Origin of the sequence: Sphingobacterium prati, assembly GCF_013167215.1 — a bacterium.
Lineage (GTDB): Bacteria > Bacteroidota > Bacteroidia > Sphingobacteriales > Sphingobacteriaceae > Sphingobacterium > Sphingobacterium prati.
This window is the reverse complement of record NZ_JABJWY010000031.1, coordinates 1-25,798: the sequence shown is the minus strand read 5'-3', so window position 1 is coordinate 25,798 and position 25,798 is coordinate 1. Positions and strand designations below refer to the sequence as shown.

Annotated in this window: 31 protein-coding genes and 1 pseudogene; 27 read left to right on the top strand and 5 right to left on the bottom strand. The window is 38.6% G+C overall.

Going from position 1 to position 25,798, the window contains the following annotated elements:
• Positions 1–290: pseudogene (locus HPC41_RS08370) on the top strand (nuclear transport factor 2 family protein); the annotation flags it as partial.
• 397 nt (positions 291–687) lie between these two features.
• Here HPC41_RS08370 and HPC41_RS08365 read toward each other — a convergent pair.
• Positions 688–1,680 (bottom strand): ADP-ribosylglycohydrolase family protein, encoded by a 993-nt coding sequence (locus HPC41_RS08365; RefSeq protein WP_172393587.1) that lies wholly within the window; start codon positions 1,678–1,680, stop codon positions 688–690.
• Positions 1,681–1,857: 177 nt separating this feature from the next.
• Between HPC41_RS08365 and HPC41_RS08360 the strand changes: the two genes are divergently transcribed.
• Positions 1,858–2,304 carry a nuclear transport factor 2 family protein gene (locus tag HPC41_RS08360; RefSeq protein ID WP_172393586.1) on the top strand — a complete coding sequence of 149 codons (447 nt, stop codon included), beginning with the start codon at positions 1,858–1,860 and terminating at the stop codon, positions 2,302–2,304.
• Positions 2,305–2,427: 123 nt separating this feature from the next.
• On the opposite strand, the gene HPC41_RS08355 is transcribed toward HPC41_RS08360, so the two are convergent.
• Both HPC41_RS08355 and HPC41_RS08350 read right to left on the bottom strand, forming a co-directional pair.
• Positions 2,428–3,405, bottom strand: a complete 978-nt coding sequence (locus HPC41_RS08355; RefSeq protein WP_172393585.1) for a hypothetical protein — start codon at positions 3,403–3,405, stop codon at positions 2,428–2,430.
• Between the two features lie 229 nt (positions 3,406–3,634).
• Positions 3,635–3,793: a hypothetical protein gene (locus HPC41_RS08350; protein ID WP_172393584.1), complete on the bottom strand. Its 159-nt coding sequence runs from the start codon at positions 3,791–3,793 to the stop codon at positions 3,635–3,637.
• A gap of 20 nt (positions 3,794–3,813) precedes the next feature.
• Between HPC41_RS08350 and HPC41_RS08345 the strand changes: the two genes are divergently transcribed.
• The 3 genes from HPC41_RS08345 to HPC41_RS08335 all read left to right on the top strand — a co-directional run bounded on the left by HPC41_RS08345 (position 3,814) and on the right by HPC41_RS08335 (position 6,446).
• Positions 3,814–3,966 (top strand): hypothetical protein, encoded by a 153-nt coding sequence (locus HPC41_RS08345; RefSeq protein WP_172393583.1) that lies wholly within the window; start codon positions 3,814–3,816, stop codon positions 3,964–3,966.
• Positions 3,967–4,078: 112 nt separating this feature from the next.
• Complete coding sequence (locus HPC41_RS08340; RefSeq protein ID WP_172393582.1) at positions 4,079–5,767, top strand: ATP-binding protein; 1,689 nt, start codon at positions 4,079–4,081, stop codon at positions 5,765–5,767.
• Positions 5,768–5,780: 13 nt separating this feature from the next.
• Positions 5,781–6,446 carry a response regulator gene (locus tag HPC41_RS08335; RefSeq protein WP_172393581.1) on the top strand — a complete coding sequence of 222 codons (666 nt, stop codon included), beginning with the start codon at positions 5,781–5,783 and terminating at the stop codon, positions 6,444–6,446.
• A gap of 234 nt (positions 6,447–6,680) precedes the next feature.
• Here the strand turns inward: HPC41_RS08335 and HPC41_RS08330 are convergent, their stop codons facing one another.
• On the bottom strand, positions 6,681–7,169 hold the full coding sequence (locus HPC41_RS08330) for a tetratricopeptide repeat protein (protein ID WP_172393580.1): 489 nt from the start codon (positions 7,167–7,169) through the stop codon (positions 6,681–6,683).
• A gap of 46 nt (positions 7,170–7,215) precedes the next feature.
• Here HPC41_RS08330 and HPC41_RS08325 point away from each other — a divergent pair, with 46 nt between their 5' ends.
• The 22 genes from HPC41_RS08325 (at position 7,216) to HPC41_RS08220 (ending at position 24,640) form a co-directional block, all read left to right on the top strand.
• Positions 7,216–7,392, top strand: coding sequence for a hypothetical protein (locus tag HPC41_RS08325; RefSeq protein WP_172393579.1), 177 nt, complete (start codon positions 7,216–7,218; stop codon positions 7,390–7,392).
• Between the two features lie 83 nt (positions 7,393–7,475).
• A complete protein-coding gene (locus HPC41_RS08320) occupies positions 7,476–8,051 on the top strand; it encodes a TerD family protein (RefSeq protein WP_172393578.1) in 576 nt (191 codons plus the stop codon).
• Between the two features lie 8 nt (positions 8,052–8,059).
• Complete coding sequence (locus HPC41_RS08315; protein WP_172393577.1) at positions 8,060–8,713, top strand: stress protein; 654 nt, start codon at positions 8,060–8,062, stop codon at positions 8,711–8,713.
• A gap of 9 nt (positions 8,714–8,722) precedes the next feature.
• Entirely contained in the window at positions 8,723–9,385 is a 663-nt protein-coding gene (locus tag HPC41_RS08310; protein WP_172393576.1) for an HAD family hydrolase, read from the top strand.
• Between the two features lie 3 nt (positions 9,386–9,388).
• Complete coding sequence (locus tag HPC41_RS08305; RefSeq protein ID WP_172393575.1) at positions 9,389–10,264, top strand: phosphoribosyltransferase family protein; 876 nt, start codon at positions 9,389–9,391, stop codon at positions 10,262–10,264.
• Complete coding sequence (locus HPC41_RS08300) at positions 10,198–10,752, top strand: TerD family protein (protein WP_172393574.1); 555 nt, start codon at positions 10,198–10,200, stop codon at positions 10,750–10,752. Before HPC41_RS08305 ends, HPC41_RS08300 begins: the two co-directional genes overlap by 67 nt.
• Before the next feature lie 4 nt (positions 10,753–10,756).
• The gene (locus tag HPC41_RS08295; RefSeq protein ID WP_172393573.1) at positions 10,757–11,368 is read left to right on the top strand and encodes a TerD family protein; all 612 of its coding nucleotides are present in this window, start codon (positions 10,757–10,759) and stop codon (positions 11,366–11,368) included.
• 2 nt (positions 11,369–11,370) lie between these two features.
• Positions 11,371–12,009 carry a vWA domain-containing protein gene (locus tag HPC41_RS08290; RefSeq protein WP_172393572.1) on the top strand — a complete coding sequence of 213 codons (639 nt, stop codon included), beginning with the start codon at positions 11,371–11,373 and terminating at the stop codon, positions 12,007–12,009.
• Positions 12,010–12,011: 2 nt separating this feature from the next.
• Positions 12,012–12,650 (top strand): vWA domain-containing protein, encoded by a 639-nt coding sequence (locus HPC41_RS08285; RefSeq protein ID WP_172393571.1) that lies wholly within the window; start codon positions 12,012–12,014, stop codon positions 12,648–12,650.
• Positions 12,651–12,665: 15 nt separating this feature from the next.
• Positions 12,666–13,709, top strand: coding sequence for a TerY-C metal binding domain-containing protein (locus tag HPC41_RS08280; protein ID WP_172393570.1), 1,044 nt, complete (start codon positions 12,666–12,668; stop codon positions 13,707–13,709).
• 2 nt (positions 13,710–13,711) lie between these two features.
• Positions 13,712–15,196: a PP2C family serine/threonine-protein phosphatase gene (locus HPC41_RS08275; protein WP_216660711.1), complete on the top strand. Its 1,485-nt coding sequence runs from the start codon at positions 13,712–13,714 to the stop codon at positions 15,194–15,196.
• 3 nt (positions 15,197–15,199) lie between these two features.
• Entirely contained in the window at positions 15,200–16,711 is a 1,512-nt protein-coding gene (locus tag HPC41_RS08270; protein WP_172393569.1) for a helix-hairpin-helix domain-containing protein, read from the top strand.
• A gap of 9 nt (positions 16,712–16,720) precedes the next feature.
• Positions 16,721–17,758, top strand: a complete 1,038-nt coding sequence (locus HPC41_RS08265) for a TerC family protein (RefSeq protein ID WP_172393568.1) — start codon at positions 16,721–16,723, stop codon at positions 17,756–17,758.
• Positions 17,758–18,342 carry a thermonuclease family protein gene (locus HPC41_RS08260; protein WP_216660710.1) on the top strand — a complete coding sequence of 195 codons (585 nt, stop codon included), beginning with the start codon at positions 17,758–17,760 and terminating at the stop codon, positions 18,340–18,342. Before HPC41_RS08265 ends, HPC41_RS08260 begins: the two co-directional genes overlap by 1 nt.
• 65 nt (positions 18,343–18,407) lie before the next feature.
• Positions 18,408–18,644 (top strand): hypothetical protein, encoded by a 237-nt coding sequence (locus HPC41_RS08255; RefSeq protein WP_172393567.1) that lies wholly within the window; start codon positions 18,408–18,410, stop codon positions 18,642–18,644.
• A 36-nt stretch (positions 18,645–18,680) separates the two neighbouring features.
• Positions 18,681–19,730: a type I restriction endonuclease gene (locus tag HPC41_RS08250; protein WP_172393566.1), complete on the top strand. Its 1,050-nt coding sequence runs from the start codon at positions 18,681–18,683 to the stop codon at positions 19,728–19,730.
• A 184-nt stretch (positions 19,731–19,914) separates the two neighbouring features.
• On the top strand, positions 19,915–21,051 hold the full coding sequence (locus tag HPC41_RS08245) for a DUF4236 domain-containing protein (protein ID WP_172393565.1): 1,137 nt from the start codon (positions 19,915–19,917) through the stop codon (positions 21,049–21,051).
• Positions 21,052–21,066: 15 nt separating this feature from the next.
• Positions 21,067–21,828, top strand: coding sequence for a DUF6119 family protein (locus HPC41_RS25580; RefSeq protein WP_172393564.1), 762 nt, complete (start codon positions 21,067–21,069; stop codon positions 21,826–21,828).
• Positions 21,792–22,646: a DUF6119 family protein gene (locus HPC41_RS25575; RefSeq protein WP_343043798.1), complete on the top strand. Its 855-nt coding sequence runs from the start codon at positions 21,792–21,794 to the stop codon at positions 22,644–22,646. The genes HPC41_RS25580 and HPC41_RS25575 overlap by 37 nt, the downstream gene beginning before the upstream one ends.
• Positions 22,647–22,830: 184 nt before the next feature.
• Positions 22,831–23,277, top strand: coding sequence for a hypothetical protein (locus tag HPC41_RS08230; protein WP_172393562.1), 447 nt, complete (start codon positions 22,831–22,833; stop codon positions 23,275–23,277).
• A 238-nt stretch (positions 23,278–23,515) separates the two neighbouring features.
• Entirely contained in the window at positions 23,516–24,292 is a 777-nt protein-coding gene (locus tag HPC41_RS08225) for a hypothetical protein (protein ID WP_172393561.1), read from the top strand.
• A 15-nt stretch (positions 24,293–24,307) separates the two neighbouring features.
• Positions 24,308–24,640: a hypothetical protein gene (locus HPC41_RS08220; RefSeq protein ID WP_172393560.1), complete on the top strand. Its 333-nt coding sequence runs from the start codon at positions 24,308–24,310 to the stop codon at positions 24,638–24,640.
• Positions 24,641–24,864: 224 nt separating this feature from the next.
• Here the strand turns inward: HPC41_RS08220 and tnpC are convergent.
• A partial coding sequence (gene tnpC, locus HPC41_RS08215) for an IS66 family transposase (RefSeq protein ID WP_172393559.1) occupies positions 24,865–25,798 on the bottom strand: 934 nt, incomplete at its 5' end.

Below are 25,798 nucleotides of genomic sequence, written 5' to 3'. Positions count from 1 at the left end.
AAGGAGAGTCGGCAGGCGTAGAGCAATTATTCGCTGAAGATTTCAATCAAAAGATCCAATCATCCAAAGTACAAAATCACAGCCGTAGCCAAGTAGTTAAATCTCTGAAAAAGCAAAAAGGAGAGAAGTTGAATTGTACAGTAAGCACAGATATCATCGAGGAGTCTGCTGATTATATGGTAGCCAAAGTAACCTTGAAATTTGAAAACTTCACGAAAACAGATCTGGTTACCTTGGAGAGTGTGGGTAATGATTGGAAAGTATCCAAATCAATCAATTCGTATAAATAAAATTTTACAACTGGTGGTTTGCCAGTAAAAAAAGACAAACCACTAGTGAATCATATGTTTATTTAAGGCCATGTCGAGAGATGTGGCTTTTTTCCGTCAAAAGGGCCTGATTCTCATCAGACCCTTTCTCTTAGCGTTTATTTGTACAGTAATCTTTATGTTTCTTATCGTTTCCTCTTTTTTGTTTCGTCATCCAATGTGTTTTGAATACTATTGGATTTTTACTGTACGACGCCAATTTTTATGTTGGCCCTTTCAGCCGAAAAGTAACTAATAGCTGTTTTGTATAGTAAGAACAGTAGTTTCTTTGAATTAGTTTTAAAAATAAATATTTCGATACTTTAAATTGACGTGTTTGAAATAAGCTTATACATTTTAGAAATTACGATCGTAATTTCTAATCCAAATATCTCCTCGCCATTTTTTCTATCAGCAATTTGATATCACCATAGCGGGCGAGGTTCAGAAGCCAATCTTTAGGTATACCTTCCAGCCCATAGTACAAACCAGCTAATCCACCTGTAATCGCAGCTCCTGTGTCTGTGTCTTCGCCAAGGTTGATAATAGCTAATACAATATCCTTATAATTATCTTTCTCCATAAAACACCATAGGCTTGATTCTAAACTATCAATTACATATCCACTAGACCTTAGTTCTGTATATGATTTAGATCGAATGTCATGCAAAATCGTACTATTAAAATGAATTCTTTCTGAATCAGGAAAATTGCTGTCTTCCCAGAATTTGGAAATTTGGTTTCGCATTTCCGTATAAGCCTGCTCTTTGGCCAAGCCAAGAAAAATGAGTTCGGCTAATTTAAGATAGATAAAACATGCCATCGCAGCGCGTATGTGCTTATGTGTTAAGGCCGAGATTTGCCAAATTTTCTCAAATTGTTCCGCCGCACTAAGTCCTTTGATTTCAAATAAAAGTGGCAGGATTCTCATCAAGGAGCCATTGCCGTTGTCTTGTTCTTTTGACTGATATCTTAGCAAATGTAGCTCTCCGATTTGCCCGGATTCGATAATACCTTTAAGCTCACCGATCGATTTAGCTGTGGTGATACCGATATCAAAGACTTCTCCTTTTGCAGTCCACAACTTACCTTCCTTACAAGCTATAAATTTTTTGGAGACGTCCACCAAATCATATCCACCTAACAGCGAGTCTGCAAGACACAAGGTTAAAGATGTATCATCCGACCAGGTACCCATAGGTTGATTATGGCTGCCAAATCCGATCATTTCAGTAGCTGGATTTTTTAGCATATCTTCTTTCGACCTGAATTCAAATGGTACACCAAATGCATCACCAACCGCAATGCCAAACAATGCTCCATACATTTTATTTTTCGCTTGATTAGCAGATGTATTAGACTGTATGTTCATAAATAATTTGATCGTTGATTCATATCAATATAATAAAAAATATTTACCTCTCCATTCCCGCTATTCACCGAGTTTTCCTGTCCGTTAGTCTAAAGCTCATAGGTCAGGGGCGTCTTGTGTCGTAGTTTTGAGTCAACAAATAAGAACTAAAAACTAACACAATAAAATAAAGACATTATGAACTCATTAGTAAAAACATTCGCAGCAGCAGCTTTAATCGCAGTATCAACATTCGCCATGGCGGCTGAAAAAACAGTATCAAAAACTGAAAAAGCAAACGTAAATCTTTCCACAGCAGACTTTGCACTTGACCACTATGTTGCGGTAACAACGGCGGGCGAATCGGCAGGAGTAGAGCAGTTATTCGCCGAAGATTTTAATCAAAAGATCCAAGCTACCAATACACAGTCTCATAGCCGTGATGCGGTAATCAAATCATTGAAAAAACAAAAAGGTGAGAAACTAAACTGTGTGGTAAGCACCGATATCCTCGAAGAGTCAGCGGGTTACATGATTGCCAAAGTAACAATGAAATTTGAAGATTTTACCAAGACTGACCTACTGACTTTGGTTCGCGAAGGTAACGACTGGAAAGTGTCCACATCAATCAATTCGTATCAATAGTATCCGATCATCAGTGGACAGCCCAATTAACTCAGGCTGGCCACTAGTGCATCATAGGTTTATAAATTTAGTTCAAAAGCCAGGTCGTGAGACCTGGCTTTTTTTATGCACCTAAGGATACTTTTATTTTTGTTTCTGCATTATTCCAAATTGAACATGTTGATTGCTGTCTGGTTTTATACGGACGTACGTATCCCAAATATGTCTTGTCACAGCCTTTAATGATTTATTGGGTTGGACCGGGTGATATCCCGGGCCTGTAAAAAACTCAACTTCATTGTCGATTTTCGAGTACCAGATATTCCCAATGTCTTTCACCCCTAGGCTGTCAGGCTGTGTGATTTTACGGAAATGCTCTAGTCTATCCTGATCTAATCCAATAACCTGATACGCTTGTGTTTTGTCCTGACAATCGACCTGAATATATTTTTCGCCATTCCAGCACATGCAATCTTTGGGTATAGCTACCATGTACCATATAATTAATAGAGCAGTAGTAAATATGCCAATTCCACTAAATATTAGACTTTGTTTTTTCTTTTTCTTTGAGAACTCTTTCTCCATTATTTCTTGTCCATTTATTTTATTGGTAGAAATATCTGTGGGTGCTGCAAGAGAAGACTTGTCGGTGTTTGGTATTTCGGTGTTTGGTATTTTGTACTTACCTATTGAAGGACCATCATCTTTTCTCTCTTTTCCTGTATCCTCTTCTTTTTCTTTTTCTCCATCGTTTTTATTCCGCTGAATATTACGCCATTGTTCAAATGGTCTAGGTTCAAAATCTATAAATATAGCTAGTAATGCGATAATATTATCTGTCGGTTTACTTGTTTTTATCTGAATAAAATCTTGTATGGGGCGGAATTTATCCGCAGTAGCTTTCTTTATTGCTGTTTTAAGGCTTTCCACATTACCTTCAGAATTAAATATTTTGGCTAAAACAGGTATATCATTCTCTAGTTCCCCATTTTCTAAACGCATTAAGCATTCCTTCATCAGATCAGCTCGCGTTGCTCGCTGAAGGTGGATAAGCTTGTCTTGGTCTTTCTTTTCATGAAAAGCTCTTAATACTTCTTCATTGTATAGGTCAATTTCAAACATGATTACAAAATTAAATCATCTGTACTTCGGAAAATACGGGAAACCGTATCGGTTCAAAGGGTTAAAAACGATCGGAAGATTATCGGAAATCAAGGTGAATGACGGTTGTTGTCGGCTGTGCTGGGAAATGACGGAAATCCGTGATAAAAAGGGTTTTAACGGCTATAACTTTGTTTTCGAAATCAGATGATAGTCCATTAGTTTATGACGCTAAGATACTAAACAGATTTCACAATGAGAAGATCTCGCGGTAGACATTAGCCGGTTTGGGAAGCAGCTTCTGCCTCCCGCGATTGACACTCTTACTTCCCAAAAAATTCAGAAGGCCTTCTGAAAACATCTGTAGCAATCCCGTGCATGGGGCACGGGCACTACTCATTTTTTTCAACTTTTTAAATTTTTTGAGTTATGTGGAGTTTAATCTTATATTTTTTGTTTGGAATCGGTCAACCGTCAAATTCACAACCGAATACAGGTACACCAACAGTGCAAACAGCAGATGAACCGCCAGCGGATGGCGATGGTGGAGATAAAGGAAGTACAAGACCGCCTCAGCCATAATTTAAGTTAAATAAAGTTTTAAGGAGTAGTATTCACTACTCCTTTTCTGTTTGCGCTGTTTTAGTATTGCTTTATTCGTCCAAAATGAATAATTTAGGTTAAAACTTTAGCCGTGTATAGATTATCTATTGCCCTCTTTTTTTTATTTGCCTTTATTATATCTTGTCAACAAGAGGATAATGTAATTCCTTCAAAAACTAAAAATAAATATTTTGATAAGGCAATGTTGTTATTGGAAAATGGAAACATGGATAGCTCTTTTTTATATTTTGAAAAAGCAAAAGAACAATTTTTATTAGCAAAGGATGATTTTAATGTAGCCAAATGCTTGATCCATATGGGAGTCAATCTATATGAAGTTGGGGATTATTTCGGAGCCCAAGAAACTTCCCTGGAAGCAGCCAAATACTTAGACCCTAAAATCGCTGAGCAAAGATCATTGTTATGCCACGTCTATAATAACATTGCCAATGCAACCGATGATTTAAAACATTACAATCAAGCCATTCCGTATTATCATTTAGCTATACAATATTCAACAATTAAAGCAAACACGCTAACATATAAAAACAATTTAACTGTTTGCCTAAGAAATGCTAAATACTACACCGAATCAATTAAACTGTCTAAGGAGATCTTGTCGAAAGTTGCAAAGGGTACTACTGAATATGCCAAGTTTTTAAATAATTTAGCCAAAACACAGTGGCTGGCAAATAACACTTACAATCCCGTTCCACTATTCCAACAAGCATTAACCATACGCGTAAACGAAAAAGACCTATGGGGGCAAAACTCTAGTTACGCAAGCCTAGCCAAATATTATGAAAAAAAAAGTGCTGATTCTTCCATTTATTATTTGAACAAACAATATAATGTAGCAAAAGCAATTGGAAGTGCAGACGACCAATTGAATGCACTCCGAGGATTGATAAAGTCCAATGCATTGTATTCCCAACGATATTTATCGACCTATTTGGCACTCAACGACAGCATCCAACAAGCCCGCGCCGCAGCTAAAAATCAATTTGCCCTGATCCGCTATGAAGTTGAAAAAAATAAGACCGAAAATCTAAGGCTCGAAAAAGAAAATGCTGAAAAGCAGAATCGCCTCATTAGGCAACGCGTTATCACCGGTGCAAGTATCTTTTTGCTTGTTTTAGTAGCAGGCGGTGGTACCCTCTGGTACAAACGTCGCAAGCAACGGCTCGAACTCGAGGCAGAGAACAAGGTCAAAGAAACCCAGCTTCATCTTTCGAAAAAAGTGCATGATGTCGTGGCGAACGATATTTACCACGTGATGACGGAAGTTGAATATAGAGATGATCTAGATCGCGAAGGACTGCTTGATAAACTAGAAATTATTTACAACCAGTCCCGGGATATTTCACATAATGTCGACCAACGGCCTACTGATGAGGTACCATACAACGAGCAAATTTCCACTTTACTTAAACCCTATAGCTCGAACTATCGTCGTATATCGATAGCAGGGAATGATGCCGAGCAATGGGACGATGTCAGTAAACGTATTAAAGAAGAAATAAAACATGTACTGCAAGAACTAATGGTCAATATGAAGAAGCATAGCGGAGCTGAGCAGGTGGTCGTGCGCTTTGAAAAATCGGGCCAACAGCTCAAAATTTTTTATAAAGATAATGGTGTTGGCCTGCCGACAGAGAGCGCCCAGGGAAAAGGTGTAGCCAATACGGTTTCCCGTATTGAAAACCTGGGTGGTGAAATTATCTTTGCCAGTGAACCGGGAAAAGGGCTCAGTATTACCGCCAATATCCCATTAATATAAAGATGATTATTGTATGTTTAAAAAAGTACTCATTGCCGAAGACCACGATACAGAAAACTTTGCCGTACAAGTAACATTGCGTGACTTGGGAGTAGTCGACCCTGACTATGTTTATTATTGCGATCATGCCCTCGCCTGGATCAAAAATGCCATCCGAGCTGGAGAACCATACGACCTTCTTATTACCGATATTAATTTTAAAGATGATGGTTCAACCCAAGAAATTAAGGATGGACTTTCCTTAATCAAAGCTATTAAGTCTGTCCATCCCGATATCAAAGTTGTTGTGATGACAGTTCAAGAGATAACTAATACAATCCATGAAATGTTTAAAGCTAAACAAATTGATGGTTATGTCTTGAAGGCACGCAGAGGAAGAGAACACCTTAAAGAAGCACTCCAGATGGTTTACCAAGGGAGAACTTATCAATCTGTGGATAACAAAAAACCTCTCCAAGAGCTAAATGCGTTCGAATTCACCCAGCTTGACCTACAGATCGTCAATTTATTATATCAAGGTATTCCCCAATATCAGATGCCCGAAAAGCTTAAGGCATTGGGTGCAAAAGCTTCCAGTTTGAGCACGATTGAGAAGCGCCTTAATTTGATGAAAGAATCCTATGGATTTACCAACAATGCGCAGTTAATTGCCCATTGTAGAGATGCTGAGCTGATATAATCTTATTGTATGATTCCCTGTAAGATCATTTTTGTCGCGCATTATGTTCGAGTAACGGATTTATAGCAGGAATTATAGTTGTCGTTACACAAACGTAGCTAACGCATTCAAGATATTAGTGCCATATGTTAACCAATTAATGAACAGAAAAGGCTATCCTCCGATAGCCTTTCTTATTATATCGTTTGTAGAATAGCTGCCAATTTATGAGACTCAGTGCGGTCAGGTATTTTTTTAATCAGCCTTATTCGAAAACGTATTGATTGAATTTAGTGCATAATAAGCGATTCCGTTATCCGGATATTCTTTCAGGATCTGTTCATAAAGTGCTTTTGCTTTTTCTGCTTCCATTGTCTGCACATAACAGAATGCAATATTACAGAGAGCCATTTCCCGATAGCACATTTTTGAGGCACTCAATAGTGTCAGCGCACGGTACTTATCCACCCAGTTATATCTCGTAAAATAGTCGGCACTCTGTTTAAAGTACGCTAGAGCTGTTTTGAAATCCTTTTGTTTGATCGCTTTCATCCCCTTATTGTGGCTTTTAGGGATTGCCTGCTGCAATAGTATGGTTATAAGTATAAAAAGCACTACGCCTATAAAATAGCCATGCTTTTGAAGGAAAAACACAGCAGTCGCGATAAAGAGTCCCCATACTAAGATAATGATTATGATAGCTGGCCAGGATACCTGCCGAACTATTGGAACATTTGCACTCATAACATTAAAATCTAATGTAGGCCATATTTTTTTTAAATGTACTAAAATGAGTTTACATAGCCTCAGCATCTCTAATATTTCCTCACCAAAGCAAGATCTAGTAAAATCTGTTTTGTCCAATAATTTTCCGTGGTCTACGGTTTCCCGTAAAGTATGCTCTCCAAAACAGGCTAGTTTTGTTCACAAGGAGATAATTACCTGGAAAGTCGAAGAGCAGAAATAGTTTGATAGACATTCCTGTCAAAAGTTGAATAAACTTGAAAGGTTATTATTCTGGATACATGAAGCTTTTATTAACAGATAAGTATGGCTATTAACCTACAAAAAGGACAACGGATTGAAGTTGGACTTACTAAGATTACAATAGGATTGGGATGGGATCCTAATGAAGGAACCGGTAGTGATTTTGACCTGGATGCATCAGCATTTATGATTGATCAATCAAAACAAATTCCAGCTGAGCCTTTCTTTATTTTTTATGGAAATACAGATTCCCCCGATGGCGCACTTCATCATACTGGTGATGATCCCACAGGTGGAAACAGTGCAGATGGCGATGATGAAAGTATCCAAGTTGATTTATCAAAGATCGACGCTCGGATTATGGAGATATCCTTTGTCGTGACTATACACGATGCGATTGCCCGTAGACAGAACTATGGACAGGTAAGAAATTCCTACATACGCATTGTTGACGATAGCAACGGACAAGAAGTTGCAAAATATGAATTGGGAGAAGATTTTTCTCTCGAAACAGCTGTAGAATTTGGAAGGCTTTATCGGCGTAACGATAGCTGGAAGTTTGAAGCTTCTGGTATGGGCTATAAAGAAGACCTAGCCTTCTTCCTGTCAAAATATTATAAAGGACAAATTATAAAATAATATAGATTATGGCTATTAACCTAGAGAAAATCACCCTTGAAAAGAAAGGTGACTCACATTTTATTGACTTATCAAAAAAAGCCAATCCAATTACACAGGAGATTAATATCAATTTGAATTGGTCAAAAGGGGCAAAAAAGGGATTGCTTGGGAGTCTATTCAGTAAAGATATCGACCTCGATCTGGGTTGTTTCTATGAGTTGAATAACGGAGACAAAGACGTTATCGATGGTCTTCAGTTCTCTGGTGGCAGGGGGGGATCAAAGGATCGTTGGACCAGACAGGGACGCTATGTGGCCGAACCTTGGGTATGGCATACAGGTGATGATAGAGGGACTGGTTCAGGGTCTGGGGAGAATATTATTGTAAATCCTGCTGGACTAAAGGACCTGAAACGAATGGTTATCTACTGCTTTATTTATGAGGGAGCTGCCCGTTGGCAAGAAACAAATGGTGTTGTCACTGTAAAGGTCCCTGGTAATGCTGAAATCGAAGTACAGATGGGAGCACAATCCAGTCACAACAAATTCTGTGCAATAGCGGAAATACTCTTTTCTCCAAATTCGATTACGGTCAGAAAGCTGGTGACTTTTCATACTTCGCATGGAGACTGTGACAGGGCTTACCGATGGGGAATGCAATGGACCGCCGGATCAAAATAAAGAATCATTATGGTTATTGATACATCATTATTTGAACACTATTCCTTTGATCTGTGGCTTACACTCATCAAATCAAATCCTGATTTCAAACAAAAGAGAAATATGTTGCTACGGGATTTCTTTTGTGTCGATAAAAAGATAGAGGAGATCGGTGTAGTCGTGCGACATTACGATATCCTGAGCAATCGGATCAGTGAGGTAACAGGAAAACATATAGATCGTGAGTTTATCTACTGTTTGATTTTAAGTGAATTAGGAATTGTTCTCGATACAAATCTCAAAGAGTGTTTGACGGAATTCACGAGGAAAGTCGATGCTCTTTTTTGGGAATATAAGCCTGTTCTCCTGGATGAAAATCTGAAAAGCGTATTCGAAACAATAGTTTCTAAGGGGAAGACCCTAAGTCTTCTAAGCAATACTGCATTTCTGGAAGGTAATGTGTTACGTCAGGTACTGGAATATTATGAGCTATCGGACTTCTTCTCTTTTCAACTTTATTCAGATGAAATAGGGGTTTCCAAACCAAATAATAAAGCTTTTGACCTTGTTTTCGAAAAAATAAGACAACAACGAACGATCAAGAAAAAAGATATTGTCCATATAGGTGATAATCGAAAAGCAGATTATAATGGCGCAATCAATTATGGTTTTAACGCAATATTAATCCAATAAGTTATGATATACAGATATAGCTTACATCATGTTGAACATCAGCATGTATGTCCTTTTTCTGAAATGGAATACAGTCGTTTTAAGTTTGGTGAGACTATCTATGCCGAGAAATTTGCAAAAGAACTGTGCATGGGGTTTTTGGCAAAGCATAAAAATTTGATTCTCGAACAAGAGGAGATTATTTTATTGCCAAGCCCGTATCATTCCATTCCAACAGCCTCCAATTTTTTATGTTCCTACTTCAAGCGGGAGTTAAATAGATTTTTGTTTCAGCATGGCAAGGCCGCATGCAAAGAAAGTAAGATCCATCGCAAACAGACCTATGTGGAGGACTATGGAAATATGGACTCTGAACAACGGTTAAAACTCATTTCCAACGATACCTATCATTTGGATCGGGATTTTATAGCAGATAGGTTCTGTATTTTTTTAGATGATATCAAGATCACTGGAAGCCACGAACTGACAGTTGAAAGGATACTGAAAGATAATAACGTGCAGGGAACTTTTTTCTTTGTCTATTATGCTGAGCTCGTCAACCAGGCTATCCATCCCAATATCGAGAATAGATACAATTATTTTGATGTGAAATCACCGGTCGACCTAGTACGGATCATTAATAGTAATAGTTTTCACTTCAATACACGCTTGGTTAAATATTTACTCTTGTTAAATGAAATTGACTTCTTCCAGGTCGTCAATCAAATTTCGGTAGAAAAAAGCTGTGAATTGTTCGATCTAGCAATTAGCAATAACTACCATACTATAGCGCATTACCAACAGAATATTATAAAACTAAAACAACATAAATCATGGCAATCAATTTACAAAAAGGGCAAAGAGAAAACATCAATGCACCCAAATTTACAATCGGCCTAGGCTGGGACACAAATAGTTCTTCCACAGGAAGCGCCTTTGACTTGGACGCTTCGGTATTTATTCTTGGAGAAGACAAAAAGATCCTTTCAGATCAACATTTTATTTTTTACAACAACCTAAAATCCCCAAATGAGGCAGTGGTTCATACTGGTGACAATCTTACAGGAGATGGGGATGGTGACGACGAGCAAATCATAGTAGATCTAGCGAAGATTGAAGATACAGCGACAGAAATATGCATCGTCATTACCATTCACGATGCAGGATCACGTGGTCAGAACTTTGGACAAGTACGCAATTCATTTATGCGCATTCTCGACACTGCTTCAAATGAGGAACTATTGAAATACGAATTGGAAGAGGATTTCTCTATAGAGACCGCTGTCGAGTTTGGCCGTATTTATAAACGGAATGGTGAATGGAAATTTGAAGCTGTGGGTATGGGTATGAAAGGTGGATTGGAAGATTATTTAACGAAATACAATTAAGAAAATGGGTATTAATCTTCAAAAAGGACAACGTATCAACCTTCAAAAAGGTAATGGTACAGTATTGCAAAATGTTTGTGTAGGGGTGAACTGGGGAGCTATTGAAAAGAAAAATTGGCTTGGCGGAATAGATAAGGAGGCGGTAGATCTAGATGCCAGTTGCATCCTTTTCGATGAAGCTAAAAACAATGTTGACGTTGTGTACTTCGGGAGCTTACGATCTAAAGATGGAGCCATTAGTCACAGTGGCGACGATTTGACGGGAGACATGGATGGCGATGATGGCTTGGATAATGAAATCATCACGGTTGATTTTTCTAAGCTTAATAGTCAAGTAACTCATGTCGCATTTGTGCTCAACAGTTATCGTGGGCATGATTTCGGCACTATTCCTTTTGCCTCTATCCGGATTTATGAGGGCACACCTTCCCGGGTCAATGAAGTATTTGCGACCTACAACATTGCTAAAGGTGAAGGTTTTTCCGGGCATGTTTCCATGGTATTAGGTGTGTTTTATAAACGCAATGGTGAATGGAAATTTAATGCCATTGGAGAGCCTACTAAAGACCGCAAGTTGGAAGAGACTATTAAAACCGTTCAGCAAAAATTTTTATAGCCATGAGAAGACTTCCCGTATATCTATTATTGGATACTTCTGGTTCAATGACCGGAGAACCAATTGAAGCTGTTAAAAACGGTGTACAGATGATGATGCATTCCCTACGTCAAAATCCTCAGGCGATCGAGACTGCTTTTGTCAGTATCATCACTTTTGATTCTGAAGCCAAACAAATCGTACCCTTGACCGATCTGGCATCCTTTCAGATGGTTGATATTAAAGCCTCTGGTGTGACATCCTTGGGAGCAGCCTTGGCCTTACTTGCTGATAAACTGGAAACAGAGGTAACCATGACCACACTGGAACAGAAAGGTGACTGGAAACCACTGATTTTTGTTATGACCGACGGTATCCCAACGGATAATTGGCAGCAAGGGTATAGTAAACTAAAGGCTGTTAATAAAGGGTTGATTGTTGGTTGTGCAGCCGGACAGGGGGCTGATGATGCCATTTTAAGACAAATTACTAATTCTGTAGTACGTCTTGACAGTGCAGATTCAGAAAGCATCTCAAAATTCTTTCAATGGGTAACGGCTTCCATATCCACTACATCGACCAAAGTTGAGGAATCAGGAAAAGAGGTAACTGGATTGGATCAGCTACCACCACCGCCATCGGAGTTAGTTATAGTAGCTTAGTTATGAATAGACGATTATTAGCCTACTTTCTGCTCGACACCTCAGGATCTATGCGTGGTGAGCCCATACAAGCATTGAATAATGGCTTTAATGGACTCATTAGTATGCTCCGTACGGATCCACAAGCGATGGATTCCTTGCATATCAGTGTCATTACCTTTGATCGCGAAGTTCATAATCTAGTTCCTTTGACCGACCTGGCAAGCTTTCAGCCAGTAGAAATACATTGCCCCGAAAGCGGCCCAACTCATACAGGAGAGGCACTCGAAATGCTGCTTAAAATGATAGATAGTGAACTGGTCAAGGGATCGACCGAACGAAAGGGCGACTGGAAGCCTTTGCTCTTCGTTTTCACTGATGGAAAGCCATCCGATATTCAGAAATATCGGATGTGCATTCCCAAAATCAAAGCAATGGATTTTGGAATTATTGTTGGTTGTGCAGCTGGTCCTAAAGCCGAAGTTTCGTTTTTAAAGGAACTGACGGATGAAGTTGTCAAATTGGATACCACCGATAGTAATACATTGACAACCTTCTTTCGATGGGTGAGTTCATCAATTGAAATGGGCAGTAAATCCCAAGGTACAGGCAAAACTCTGACACTTCCACCTCCACCGAACGAATTGAATATTATCATTTAAAACTTTGAATTAATCATGAGAAGGTTACCTGTATATTTCTTGATAGACGTATCTGAGTCTATGGTCGGCGAACCTATCGAACAAGTACAAGATGGGATTGGTACCGTCATTCAGACACTCAAAACTGATCCTTTTGCACTCGAAACTGTATGGATATCCATCATTGGCTTTGCCGGTAAAAGCAAGGTCATTACACCCTTACAGGATGTGATCACTTTTTATCCGCCGAAATTGCCCATTGGTAGTGGAACCTCGCTGTCCAGTGGATTGACAGAACTGATGCGTTCAATTGATAACGAGTTAATGCCGACGACCTATGAACGAAAAGGTGATTGGAAACCCATTATATTTTTGTTTACGGACGGTGTACCGACAGATGATACAGAAGAAGCCATCAAAAAGTGGAATACAATATACCAACGCAAAGCAAATCTGATCGCGATCTCAATAGGAGATAATACCAACTATGGATTACTGGAGCAACTGACTTCACATGTGTTACGTTTTAATAATAGCGGTGCGCAGTCATACAAAGAGTTTTTTAAATGGGTGACAGCTTCCATCAAAGCGACAAGTGAGCAAGTTACCAATAGTAATACTGATACAATAAATTTAGCGAAAAGCACTCCTGAGTTGATTGAGAAAGTTGATACAGTTAGAACGCATCAGATCGTGGATGATAATTTTGTCGTGGTTAATGCAAAATGTTCAAATACCGATAAGTCATATCTGATCAAATTTAGGCGTGATATGGAAGATTCAGGTATCATGGACTTATCTACCCGAGTTTATCGTGTACAAGGAGCTTATAAAATAGATGAAAACGCCTATCGTGATTATTCTGGACCTTACAATGCTAATTTGAAGGTATCAGCCGACGAGCTGTATGGTAATCCCAATTGTCCTTGTTGTGGTAACCAATTTGGTCTCGCCAGCTGCTCCTGTGGTGGAATACATTGTATCAAAGGTGATGGCGAAAATACTTGCCCCTGGTGTGGAAATATTGGTTTTTATGGTGCCTCAGGAGGCGGATTTGATATTAATAGAACTTTAGGTTAATCGTGGAAACAATTTTAAAACAACTGCTGGACGAATTTAACGTAGAGCAGAACAAGGTCGTTGATAATACTCTTACCAAACTGATGCACAATGCGAAGATCAATGCATTGGCAAGGGATATTAATTCATTAAAACAGCAGATAATAGCGATATTTCAAATGTATAGAGAAAAGGAAGAATTTAAAGAAACTCAGCTGGTCATTACTAATGCTAATGCGAAAAAACATTATTCGTATAGTTTTGACCTAGCTCAATTTCCCAATATTCGCATCCAAAAGATCAAAAATCTGGATAAAGTTGGTTTAACCTTTGATCCCGAGACTTCAAGTATCTGTGGAGTGCCAGACATGGCACTTACGATGGATTTGCACTTGGTTTTTATTAATACTTTAGAAGAAAATCCAACGGAAGACATTAAGATCATCCCATTTATTGTCAATGCTGATCCTAAGGACCTTTGGCTGAATAAACCGAGCAATCAAAATGATCTATACGCCAAGGCGGACAGTGATAAATATGCTGGAGCCTTTCTCGACAAGCGGATAGTTGTTGCCTCACAAAGAGGACGCTCCCATGCACACGAAGGTTCTTTTCGGGATGATCATTTTTATGTGTCTGCACTGCCTGAAGCTTGGTCTGTCGTGGCCGTTGCGGACGGAGCTGGTTCGGCTAAATTTTCCCGGCAAGGATCTAAAATAGCTACAGAATATCTTGTTAAGACATTCGATAACGAGGTTCTTCTACACGAATTAAACGATTTATGCTTGGCTTACTATACTACTGCACCCGCTGAAGCAGTTCCGCCTGCACCAAAAGATGATCAACCTGTTTCTGGGGCCACAACAAATATTGTCAATGATCCAATTGAAGAGGTTGTTAAAGCCGAAATGACTGCTCAAGAATGCCTGCTCAAGGTTAAATCTTCGATCATCAATATCCTTTACAAATCTGTTCGCGATGTACATGCAAAGCTAGTGGAGTTTGCAAGAAAGGAAGAAATTTTATTGAAGGATCTCAATACCACATTGATTTTTGCGCTTGTCAAAAAAATTGATTTTGGCTACGTGGTCCTGACATTTGGTGTCGGCGATTGCCCGATCAATGTTGTTATTGGCGATCTACAGGAAGTACATTTACTCAATCTGCTCGATATCGGTGAGTTTGGTGGCGGCACTCGCTTTATTACTATGCCAGAGATCTTCAGTCACACTGATATGCCATTGCGATTCGCGATCAATAGATTTGATAATTTTTCAAAATTGATATTGATGACAGATGGGATCTATGATGCCAAATTTATTACAGAAAATAAACTGGAAGATAAAGATACTTGGAATACCTTTCTACAAGATCTAGATGGGCAAAATGAAGACGGTGCAAAGGTAGATTTTGTGACTGATGAACATATTAAGGATCAGTTATTGACCTGGCTTGACTTCTGGAGCAAAGGCAATCATGACGACAGAACACTAGCCATAATCTATTAACAGATGAAGACGATAACTATAAAATCCATTATTGATCCGTCTCGTACATACAAGTATATAGATGACGGCAGCCCCAAACAAGGCGGTGTTAAGGATGTCTATTTTGCACCTGATCGAAAGTATGTGGTTGCTTTTTTTCGAACCGCCCTTGACTTCAATCAACGGGATCGGATAAAGCGTATTGTCACCTTATACTTAGACAATATTAAGAATGGTAGTGCAGGTGATTATTTCTTGCAGGAAATCTACCGCTGGCCTTATGATGCGGTAGAACAGGATGGCAAGACTGGCGTCATTGTACCTATCTATGATACCAAATTTTTCTTTGCAAAGGGTTATGGTGCCAATGCGATGATAAAAGGAGGGGAGAAAGTTGGAAAATGGTTTACTGCACCATCCTTTCGTCATCAACAATATCCACTCGCCTTGGATAAGTCCGAATTAGGCGATTGGCTGAGTTATTTTCAAATTGCTATTAATATTTGTCGAGGCATCAAGAAAATGCATCAAATGGGGCTTGCCCATTCAGATCTATCCTATAATAATGTGCTTATTGATCCTGTTAGTAAGTCTGCCAATATCATTGATTTGGATGGTTTGGTTGTCCCCGGATTATACCCTCCCGAGGTAATTGGTACAGCCGATTTTATTGCCCCAGAGGTATTAAAGACCAAACACCTAAAACTTAATGATCCCAATCGTATACTGCCTAATCAAAAGACAGATCTCCATGCATTGGCAGTGCTGATTTATATGTATTTGCTGCGGCGGCACCCATTGCGGGGTGGTAAGATTTGGGATCTTGATGCCGAGAAAGATGAATTGATGGCGATGGGAGAGAAAGCCCTGTTTGTTGAGCATCCTACTGATCGGATGAATGCTATTAAGACCGATCAGCTGAGAAAGTGGGAATCCTTCTGGGGAAATCCTAATAAGCTTTCCTATACCAAAACGGGACCCTATCTGGCCGATCTGTTTAAGCGAGCTTTTATCGATGGGCTGCACAACCCTATGTTGCGTCCCATTGCCAACGAGTGGGAGACAGCATTATTGAAAACAGTCGATCTTATTCAGCCTTGCAATAATCCACAATGTGATGAGAAGTGGTACGTATTTGACAATTCTACCAAACCTATCTGTCCATTCTGTGGTACAGCGCACAAAGGAAGCCTTCCTGTCATCGATCTCTATTTTAAATTTAAAGATACTGTATGGAAACCAGAAGGACATCGGCTAATGGTCTATCACAATCAATATCTTTTCAAATGGCATGTATCCCGTAAAGTAATACGGAATGAAAGCCTTACCGCTGATGATAAGAAACCAGTTGGGTATTTCACCTATTACCAAAATAAATGGATGCTAGTCAACCAAAACCTGCTGGGGATGAAGGACCTGACTGAGCAAAAAGATGTACCAATTAATTCAATGGTTGAATTGACTGACGGCAAAAAGATTCTACTGTCCAATGAGGAGGGGGGAAGGTTACTATTTATCACGCTAACTAATCAATAATTTATAAAAATGGAACAAAGTATTTTACAATTACATCCTGGTCTAATCTGGGGATTTGGGTTGACAGTCATTATTATGCTGTTACTGGATTTGGGTGTTTTCAACAAAAAGAGCCATATTGTTTCTTCCAAAGAAGCGACAATATGGACAGTGGTTTGGATATCGTTGGCAATGATTTTCTCCGGTGTTGTCTATTATGTATTCAATCAAGATGCCGGGGGACATGCCACTGCGATAGAAAAGTTTACCCAGTTTCAGGCAGCTTACTGGATTGAAAAGGCTTTGTCAGTAGATAATTTATTTGTGTTTATCTTGGTGTTTTCTTACTTCAAAGTGCCACGTGAATTACATCACAAAGTCCTATTTTGGGGGATTTTAGGGGCGCTGCTCTTTCGGGCGATCTTCATCTTTGCAGGCGTGGGCCTGATTAATGTAACCTATCTCAATCCGATACTCGATTTCTTTGGTGTGACCGCTCTACCTTGGAATATCAATCTTGTGTTGACGGCCTTTGGTTTGTTTCTAGTTTTCGCTGGCATCAAATCATGGGGCAGTGGGGATGACGACGAGGACCAAGATTTTAGCGAAACAGCAGGCGCGCGATTGGTGAAGAAGTTCTGGAAAGTATCAGACAGTTATGATCACGGGCAGTTTTTTACTGTTCAGAATGGGATGAAACTTGCGACACCGCTTTTGGTCGTTGTAGCTGTGATTGAATTTACTGATGTCTTGTTTGCTGTGGACTCTATTCCTGCTATCTTCGCCATTTCTAAGGATCCATTTATTCTCTACACATCCAATATTTTTGCTATACTTGGATTGCGGTCGCTCTATTTTCTACTATCCAATTTTATCCATATGTTCAGCAAACTTCCTTACGGGCTCTCGGTGATCTTAACCTTCATTGGTGTCAAAATGATCATCTCGCCTTGGTATCATATTCCATCGCCAGTTTCATTGGGTATCGTAGGTGGAATACTGATCCTATCGGTTGTGGTATCCATTCTATTTCCTGAAAAGGAAGCTGGTGAAAACATCTCGGCATAATGAAAGAAATAGTTAGTCTTGAAAAGAGATGGCAACTCCTGTTTGTCATCTTTTTCATATTGTTTTTATTTATTAATTGCGGGAGTGAGTCAAGAACGGAGGCCAAAAAACAAAATTTTAGTGCCATTGGGAAAGATAAGTCTACTGTTCCACGTCAGGAGGAAATGATCAACCGATGGCAACAAAAAGAAGTTTATGTTACGAAGGTCATTGATGGTGACACTTTCTGGGTTAATAATGGTAGCGAAAAATTTAAGGTCAGATTTATAGGAATCGATGCTCCAGAGACGCGCAATTCCCGAGGTAAATTAAAGGGACCTTATGCAAAGGAAGCTAAAGAATACGTTAAAAAACTGACCGAAAATAAGTGGGTTAAGCTCGAACTTGATGTTCAGAAAAAGGACAGATATAGGCGGATGCTGGCCTATATCTATTTACTGGATGGTACTTTTCTGAACGCAGATTTATTGAAAGGTGGATTTGCTGTTGTAGATACCTATCCTCCTAATGTAAAACATACAGCGCTTTTTGTGAAGCTTCAGCATGAGGCGAGAGAAAGTAAGAAGGGTGTATGGGCTTATTAAAGTAAAATGTGTCATACGGGAAACCGTAAAGAAAGCTGTGTTGATCCCATTATTTTTGATGTATTATGAAATTGATAAGCCTATTATTTATCATCCTATTGCGGTTTGATGGTACCACAGCTTCGCTAGTGAAAGAAAGTTCAGATAAGAATACAGTATACGTTTGTGGTAGTGGCAAAGGGAAGAGATACCACCTCAATGAAAACTGTAGAGGATTAAAGTCATGCAGTGCCAAAACCATCAAGACAACACGAGAGCAAGCAAAGAAAGAAGGGAAGACGCTTTGTGGTTGGGAAGATTAAAGAGGTCATTTATTACTAACAAAACTATTTTTTATTATGGATTTTAAAGATGAAATTCGTCAGTTTGCTAAACGGGTCGAGAGACTTTTGCAGCAAATTAAAACAGAAGAAGCTACTAAGACATCCTTAGTAATGCCATTTTTGAAGATATTGGGATATGACGTATTTGATCCCTTTGAAGTGCAACCCGAGTTTATCGCCGATATCGGCATTAAAAAAGGCGAGAAAGTTGACTATGCGATATTGAGGGATGATAAACCCGTTATTCTAATCGAGTGTAAGCATTTTGCCGATGGACTGGATCCACACAATTCTCAACTATTCCGTTATTTTCATACTACCGAAGCAAAATTTGGTCTGCTGACTAATGGAGTGGAGTACCGGTTCTATACAGATCTCGTCACGCCGAATAAGATGGACGAAAAGCCATTTTTTGAGTTCAAAATTATGGACATTAAGGACAACGAAATTTCTGAGTTGCGAAAATTTCATAAAACTGTTTTTGACTTAGATAGTATTTCTAGTGTAGCCAGTGAGTTAAAATATTTCAACGAGCTCACCATTTTAGCGAATGCAGAAATGCAGAATCCGAGTGATGATTTTGTTCGTTTTTTTGCAAAGCAAGCCTATCCAAGCCTAGTTACGGCAAAAGTATTGGAGCAGTTTACGCCGTTGGTCAAACGCGTTTTCACTCAGATTGTCAATGATCAGATTGCTGAGCGGCTTAAGAGTGCACTAAAGAAGGAAACTGAAGCTGAAGAGCAAAATGCCACTGTCTTAACTGCTGAACAAGAGCCGCTTGTTGTCACGACTGAAGAAGAGATCGATGGCTTTTTGATCATAAAATCTATCCTAAGGAAGGAAATTGAGGTAGGGAGAGTGTTTATGCGGGACAATCAATCCTATTGCGGTATTCTGCTCGACGATAATAACCGAAAGTCAATTTGTCGTTTTTATTTTACGCCAAATCGATTACGTATTGGTTTGTTTGATAAGGAGAAAAAGGAAACCAAATACGATTTAGACTCTTTAGATGACATTTATAAATACTCAGACCAGATTGTCGAAACGGTAGTGAATTATTGATATAGTTTGACGATATCTTTAAAAGCCTAGAATATGTTCTGGGCTTTTGATTTATATAATAAATCCACCTAAACGAACTACGGAATATAATGACCTCAATTACGGAAAACCGTAAAAATAGATAAGCTTATCGGCATAATTTAGTGCTGATTATTAACTGAAATACAACTTAATACAAACAAACATGGCGTGGAGTTTTAGACGGCGAGTAAAGATTATCCCAGGTGTTCACCTGAATTTTAGCAGGAGTGGGATTTCTACATCAATTGGTGTAAGAGGCGCAAATATGACAATTGGAAGTTCGGGCACTTTTTTGAATACCGGTGTACCTGGATTAGGAATTTCCAATAGACAGCGACTCTCTGGGAGAAATTCATCACATTCTCCTGACCTACCTTTACCCGTTCCCGTTATACCAGAAGAGGATGATAGGGGGAATATCTATAGCGCAGATATTCATGAAATTACTAGCCAGGGTATGCAAGGTATCAAGGAAGCGATTTTATTAGCAAGAGAGCAACGTATGTCTCTAAAAAAAGACCTGTCAAAAATTAAATTAGCCTTGATGACCACTAAAGTCAAAAAGGTAATGAGCTATATATTGATCTATGGTTTCATCAAAAAAGATGTTCCTGAGCATTTATCTATTGATTTGATAGCACAGCAGGAAGCTATTAAGCAGACTAAGGAACAGATTGACGCTTCTTATGTAGACTTGGCCGTTGAGTTTGATCTAGAGCTCAAACAAAAGTATGATGCACTTGTCGCTGCTTTTGTGAATCTGACTAAATGCCGGAAAATTTGGGATGTCACAAGTGCACATTATCAAGATCGAGTTATTACCCGGTCATCAGCAAGTACCCTCATCAAACGGACTATAGTTCATTTCGGATTGAAATCAATTCCAGAATTTAAATCAACTGTACAGGCTATGTATTTCCAGAATGCTAATGGTGCGGATCTTTACATCTATCCAGGTTTTATTGTGATGTATAGCAGGGCTACGAACTTTGCTGTCATTGGATTGGATGAAATTGATTTTCAGCAAAGCTATGTGAGATTTACTGAGACGCAGGGGGTACCGACAGATTCAAAAGTAATTGATCAGACTTGGGCCAAAGTCAACAGAAATGGTAGCCGTGACAAACGGTTTAAAGGAAACTATCAGATTCCTGTAGTACGCTATGGTGAGATTAAGTTAAGAACTGTCACGGGTGTACATGAAGAATATGAGTTTAGCAATTATGAGGCAACCGAGGCGTTTGGAAATGCTTTTAGAAGTTATCAAAATGCTATCAGGCAACTTAACATTATAAATTAATCCACACAAAAGCTTATGTCAACGATCAAACCAACTATTTATCTTGTTAAAGAAGAGTTGAAAAATCCTAAAGATATATTTAAAGTAAGTTACCTACAGACAGTGGTGAAAGACGACTTTGTCGTATACTATAAAAAAAGTAATAAAAATACACCCGAATGGGCATATTTTCTCAATGAACAATTCGAGGTAAGCATAAAGAATTTTGAAAATTCATCATCATTCGCTGTACTTACAATGGTGGTAAAGGAAAGGTTATTTGCTATTCCACTTGGGATGGGTATTCATTTGTTAGATATGACAAAAATGGAATATAATTTCGGTCTTCGTGCAGCTATAAATGGAATTCCCAAAACAGAGATTAGGCAAATAGATACAACAAAACCTGATCTTGATTCCCAAAAAACAAGGAAGATTGCTGTAAAAGGAACGACACCAGAAGATTTCGAAATCAATAAAGAAAAAGACATCCTTCGTGGGATTGTAGGTAAAATATCAGCTGATTTGAACTTAGGCGAAGTATTGGAAGGAAGGGATAGTTTGCGGGTAACAAAGGGAACGGATTCTCTTCTAAAGTTAGCCGGTATTGTCAAAGTGGCTTATAAGTTATATCAATCAACAGCATATCAGAAAGATTATAAATGGATAGATAATATGGCATTGGTGCGAGATAAATCGAAAATTGAGGCACTTCAAAAACTACTTGCAAAAGAATTGAAATCGGGAAAATTGAATGAGCTATATTTTATTCCGCCAGTTTTTTTGGAGAAGATTTAGAAAGCTTAGGTTTCAAATTTAGTACCGGAGATCGAACCCGTTTGTCTGGTAAAGAAACATATGAAATGCCATCTATGATAGATTGGAAGAAAGAGATTGGAAAGGATGAGCGAAAGAAAATTACATTCGAAAACCTTGATAGCTTTAAAGTTCATGAGATAAAAGAAGGTGATAGAGAAAGGAGTTGGCCGCTATATCGGTGTTTATCTTGGGAAACATTCTATAATGGTCATAAGTATATTTTGTCGGAAGGTAGTTGGTATGAAATTTCCATTTCATTTTATGATGAGGTCAATGGTTATTTCAATGCTCGAGTTGTTGCGAATACTTTTCCCGCACCCTCAAAATCGAAAATTAAAGAATCAGATTATAATAAAGAGTTGAGTGAAGGTCTAGCTCAAGGGCATTTATTTGATTTGGGCCATAATGACTCTAGGGGGAGGAGTTTGGGAAAAGATAGAAATGAAGCCTGCGATGTGTTTGACGCTAGTACGAATACTTTTATACATGTTAAGATTGGAAAGTCGTCATCTAATTTGAGCCATTTATTTGCACAAGGTGGCTATAGTGGTATTATACTAAAGCAAGATGAAAAAATATTGGATGAGTTTAATCAACATCTTGTCGCTGCTAACGGTGTTGCTATTCCAAAACCATATAATGCAGCTAATTACACTGTATTATTCGTATCTGTTATTGGTAAACGACAAAAGAAAGATATACCATTTTTTAGTAAGGTTACATTCTATAATATAGTGCGTAAAAGCTTAGATTTTGGAGGGTACAACTGTAGATTTACTTACGTCGTTCTGCCATGAGATATAATCAACCTTAGATCGTAGGTGGTTGTTAAAATTTTTTAAACTTTCACCTCTCCATTCCCGCCATTCACCGAGTTTTCCTGTCCGTTAGTCTAAAGCCCATAGGCTGGGGGCGTATTGTGTTGTAGTTTTGAGTCAACAAATAAGAACAGATAAACTAACACAATAAAATAAAGACATTATGAAAACTCTAGTAAAAACATTCGCAGCAGCAGCCCTAATCGCAGTATCAACATTCGCTATGGCAGCCGAAGGACCTGGCACAAAGTCAACAAAGGCAAACCTTAACCTTTCAACAGCAGACTTTGCTTTAGAACACTATGTTGCGGTAACGACAGAGGGGGAATCAATAGGGGTAGAGCAGTTATTTGCCGAAGATTTCAATCAAAAGATCCAAGCTTCCAATGCACAAAATCACAGCCGTAGCCAAGTAGTTAAATCTTTGAAAAAGCAAAAAGGAGAGAAGCTGAACTGTATAGTAAGCACCGACATTCTTGAAGAATCGGCAGACTATATGGTGGCTAAAGTAACTTTAAAATTTGAAAACTTCACCAAGACTGATCTGGTTACCTTGGAGCGTCTGGGTAATGATTGGAAAGTATCCAAATCGATCAATTCGTATAAATAGGAATCAGCAATCAGTGGTCTGCCATCATATTCGAAGGCAGACCACTAGTGAATCATATGTTTATTTAAGGCCGCGTCGAGAGATGTGGCTTTTATTTTCTTAATGAGTTCTGAAAATTAAGTTTTTTGTATAATTTTAACAGGCATAGGCCGGAAACATCAATTGACTAATTTCTGTGCTTTATAAAAAATATCTGCTGTATTATTAAAAAATTACGATAACCTAAAATACATATTTTATGTGGTTTAAACATCTAATTCCTGGATATTGGATTTTGTGTGTTTTATTTTTAAACGCTGTAAATGGGCAGAGTATAAACACAAGATTATCTCGCGAGATTGACCTTATTTTTAACGAAAAGAGTCTCGTTGATCACGTAGAAATTGAATCTATTCTTTATGGTCTCTCAGGAAATACTGAAACCAGAAAAGAAGTTCATTATTTCAATGCACAACAGCGAGCCATTAGCGGTCAGAGTTATTTTGTGGAACGTGGCTATCGCGGATCATACCAGAATGAGTTTAGAGATGATACTTTGTTGGTGAAACAAATTGTATTTAACAGTGGTCCTTATAATCAGAATGATAAGTCTGTTATAGCATATCACTATGACCAAAATAATTTTTTGATTAAACAGATCAAAATAGAAGGTGCGACAAATATTTATAAAGAAATGGAGTACCTGAATGATGAGCAAGGCAACCCGATCAAATTGATAATAGATGGAGGAAAATATGGATATGAAGCTGCATCGTATGATTACCCAAATAACATTGTCTATACATCAATAGTAAATGCTCAAAATGAGACAATAAGCACCTCAAAAGGTCTTATCGACTATACCGTTAAAAATCCGAAATATCAGTATAATGAATATGGCGATGTTGTGGATGAAGATAACTATAAATTTAGCTATAAATACGATGATAAAGCTAATTGGATAAAACGAACAAGAAAGAATAAAAAACGAAATAAAACCGATCAGGTCGTTACGCGTAAAATAACGTATCGGTGATAGATTTTAGATGTTATGAATGTTTTAGAAACTATTAAATTTTTAGTAAATCCAGAGCGAATGGATGAACTTTTATTGAAAGAAGATTTGCCGTTAGATACAGATGTACGGGATTTTGCAATTTATTGTATAGGTGAAATAGATCTTTTGGCAGAAATTAAAATTTTAAGTGATGAGGAAACAGATAATGATATTATCTACGAAAAAGATGGTATTAGTTATATTTGCTTGTTTGATATTTGGCATGCTATCGATTTAATAGAAAACGATTTGGAACTGAAAGGAAAAGGCTATTCGGACAAGGTGATTGGAGATCGACTTATTGAATATAGGAAAAATGATGCCTAAAGTGTTATTTATCAGATGATGAGCCGTTTTGTATTTATTATTAGTGTGGTTATTGGCATATTAACTCTTTCGTGTGGCTCCAATAAAAAGGAAGAATCAATTAAAAATATACAGGGGGATTGGGTTTTTGATACTGCTGGTTTGCCCAACATTGGAACAGGAAGAATTATTTCAAAAATCCGTGATAACTGTGGGTTTGAGTTTCAAAGTATCCGCCCGACGAACTACATGTCAGTTGATTTTTTGAAGTTCTGTGGGTAAAGCTCTTTTATATTCTTGTGGTTTATTGACGCTATATTCATTAGCGTATGTTTTAACCACAGAAAAGGGTTCACCTCATGCTTTTTGCAGATAGCGAAAAATGAGTAGATCATTGCCGATCGCTGTGCTGCCTCATGACTTCCTGCGAACAGCCAATTTTTGCGTCCCAGGGCAACTGGGCGAATGGCATTCTCGATAAGGTTATTGTCAATCTGCAGATTTCCATCGCGCAAATATTCCGACAGCATGTCCCAACGGGCGTATGCATAGGCCATAGCCTTTCCTATCTGGCTTTTGGGCAATGTGTTTTTTATCTCCCGGAATATCCATTTACCCATGTCGTTGATGATCGGAAGTGACTCTTTGAGCCGTAGCTCCCGGATCATATCAGGTGATAACTTTTCTTCTTTGGCTTTTCGCTCAACTTTATAAAGATCCTGTATCATCAGTAGCGCCTTTTTGGCTCTTTCCGGGTCATTCTGCAGGCCTTTCTCAAACTCACGGCGTGCGTGTGCCCAGCAGGCCAGATGGGTGATGTCTTTCTTTTTTCCAAATTTTTCGTAGGCGGCATATCCATCCGTCTGCAGATATCCCTTAAAGTTATCCAGCATGGGTGTAGGTACATGACCACCACGGGAAGGGTTATAATCGAACAGCACCGTTTTATCCAAAGGCGAGTGGTAGACCCAATAATAGCCCTGATGGGCAGCTCCTTTTTTATCGCTGTCCAATACTTTTATTGGGGTCTCATCAACCTGCAAATAGCCCTGAGCTTTGGTGTCAACGACCAGCTGTTCATACAATGGTTCGAGTTTTTCCAGTGCCTGTCTGGTCCATCCTTCGATGGTTGAGGATGGGATCTGTATGTTTTCCCTTGCGAAGATCTGTTTTTGTCGG

Bases quoted from the DNA above. Each gene is read 5' to 3' on its own strand.
- HPC41_RS08365 (WP_172393587.1), bottom strand. From the start codon at position 1,680: ATGAACATACAGTCTAATACATCTGCTAATCAAGCGAAAAATAAAATG.
- HPC41_RS08360 (WP_172393586.1), top strand. From the start codon at position 1,858: ATGAACTCATTAGTAAAAACATTCGCAGCAGCAGCTTTAATCGCAGTA.
- HPC41_RS08355 (WP_172393585.1), bottom strand. From the start codon at position 3,405: ATGTTTGAAATTGACCTATACAATGAAGAAGTATTAAGAGCTTTTCAT.
- HPC41_RS08345 (WP_172393583.1), top strand. From the start codon at position 3,814: ATGTGGAGTTTAATCTTATATTTTTTGTTTGGAATCGGTCAACCGTCA.
- HPC41_RS08335 (WP_172393581.1), top strand. From the start codon at position 5,781: ATGTTTAAAAAAGTACTCATTGCCGAAGACCACGATACAGAAAACTTT.
- HPC41_RS08330 (WP_172393580.1), bottom strand. From the start codon at position 7,169: ATGAGTGCAAATGTTCCAATAGTTCGGCAGGTATCCTGGCCAGCTATC.
- HPC41_RS08325 (WP_172393579.1), top strand. From the start codon at position 7,216: ATGAGTTTACATAGCCTCAGCATCTCTAATATTTCCTCACCAAAGCAA.
- HPC41_RS08320 (WP_172393578.1), top strand. From the start codon at position 7,476: ATGGCTATTAACCTACAAAAAGGACAACGGATTGAAGTTGGACTTACT.
- HPC41_RS08315 (WP_172393577.1), top strand. From the start codon at position 8,060: ATGGCTATTAACCTAGAGAAAATCACCCTTGAAAAGAAAGGTGACTCA.
- HPC41_RS08310 (WP_172393576.1), top strand. From the start codon at position 8,723: ATGGTTATTGATACATCATTATTTGAACACTATTCCTTTGATCTGTGG.
- HPC41_RS08305 (WP_172393575.1), top strand. From the start codon at position 9,389: ATGATATACAGATATAGCTTACATCATGTTGAACATCAGCATGTATGT.
- HPC41_RS08300 (WP_172393574.1), top strand. From the start codon at position 10,198: ATGGCAATCAATTTACAAAAAGGGCAAAGAGAAAACATCAATGCACCC.
- HPC41_RS08295 (WP_172393573.1), top strand. From the start codon at position 10,757: ATGGGTATTAATCTTCAAAAAGGACAACGTATCAACCTTCAAAAAGGT.
- HPC41_RS08290 (WP_172393572.1), top strand. From the start codon at position 11,371: ATGAGAAGACTTCCCGTATATCTATTATTGGATACTTCTGGTTCAATG.
- HPC41_RS08285 (WP_172393571.1), top strand. From the start codon at position 12,012: ATGAATAGACGATTATTAGCCTACTTTCTGCTCGACACCTCAGGATCT.
- HPC41_RS08280 (WP_172393570.1), top strand. From the start codon at position 12,666: ATGAGAAGGTTACCTGTATATTTCTTGATAGACGTATCTGAGTCTATG.
- HPC41_RS08270 (WP_172393569.1), top strand. From the start codon at position 15,200: ATGAAGACGATAACTATAAAATCCATTATTGATCCGTCTCGTACATAC.
- HPC41_RS08265 (WP_172393568.1), top strand. From the start codon at position 16,721: ATGGAACAAAGTATTTTACAATTACATCCTGGTCTAATCTGGGGATTT.
- HPC41_RS08260 (WP_216660710.1), top strand. From the start codon at position 17,758: ATGAAAGAAATAGTTAGTCTTGAAAAGAGATGGCAACTCCTGTTTGTC.
- HPC41_RS08255 (WP_172393567.1), top strand. From the start codon at position 18,408: ATGAAATTGATAAGCCTATTATTTATCATCCTATTGCGGTTTGATGGT.
- HPC41_RS08250 (WP_172393566.1), top strand. From the start codon at position 18,681: ATGGATTTTAAAGATGAAATTCGTCAGTTTGCTAAACGGGTCGAGAGA.
- HPC41_RS08245 (WP_172393565.1), top strand. From the start codon at position 19,915: ATGGCGTGGAGTTTTAGACGGCGAGTAAAGATTATCCCAGGTGTTCAC.
- HPC41_RS25580 (WP_172393564.1), top strand. From the start codon at position 21,067: ATGTCAACGATCAAACCAACTATTTATCTTGTTAAAGAAGAGTTGAAA.
- HPC41_RS08230 (WP_172393562.1), top strand. From the start codon at position 22,831: ATGAAAACTCTAGTAAAAACATTCGCAGCAGCAGCCCTAATCGCAGTA.
- HPC41_RS08225 (WP_172393561.1), top strand. From the start codon at position 23,516: ATGTGGTTTAAACATCTAATTCCTGGATATTGGATTTTGTGTGTTTTA.
- HPC41_RS08220 (WP_172393560.1), top strand. From the start codon at position 24,308: ATGAATGTTTTAGAAACTATTAAATTTTTAGTAAATCCAGAGCGAATG.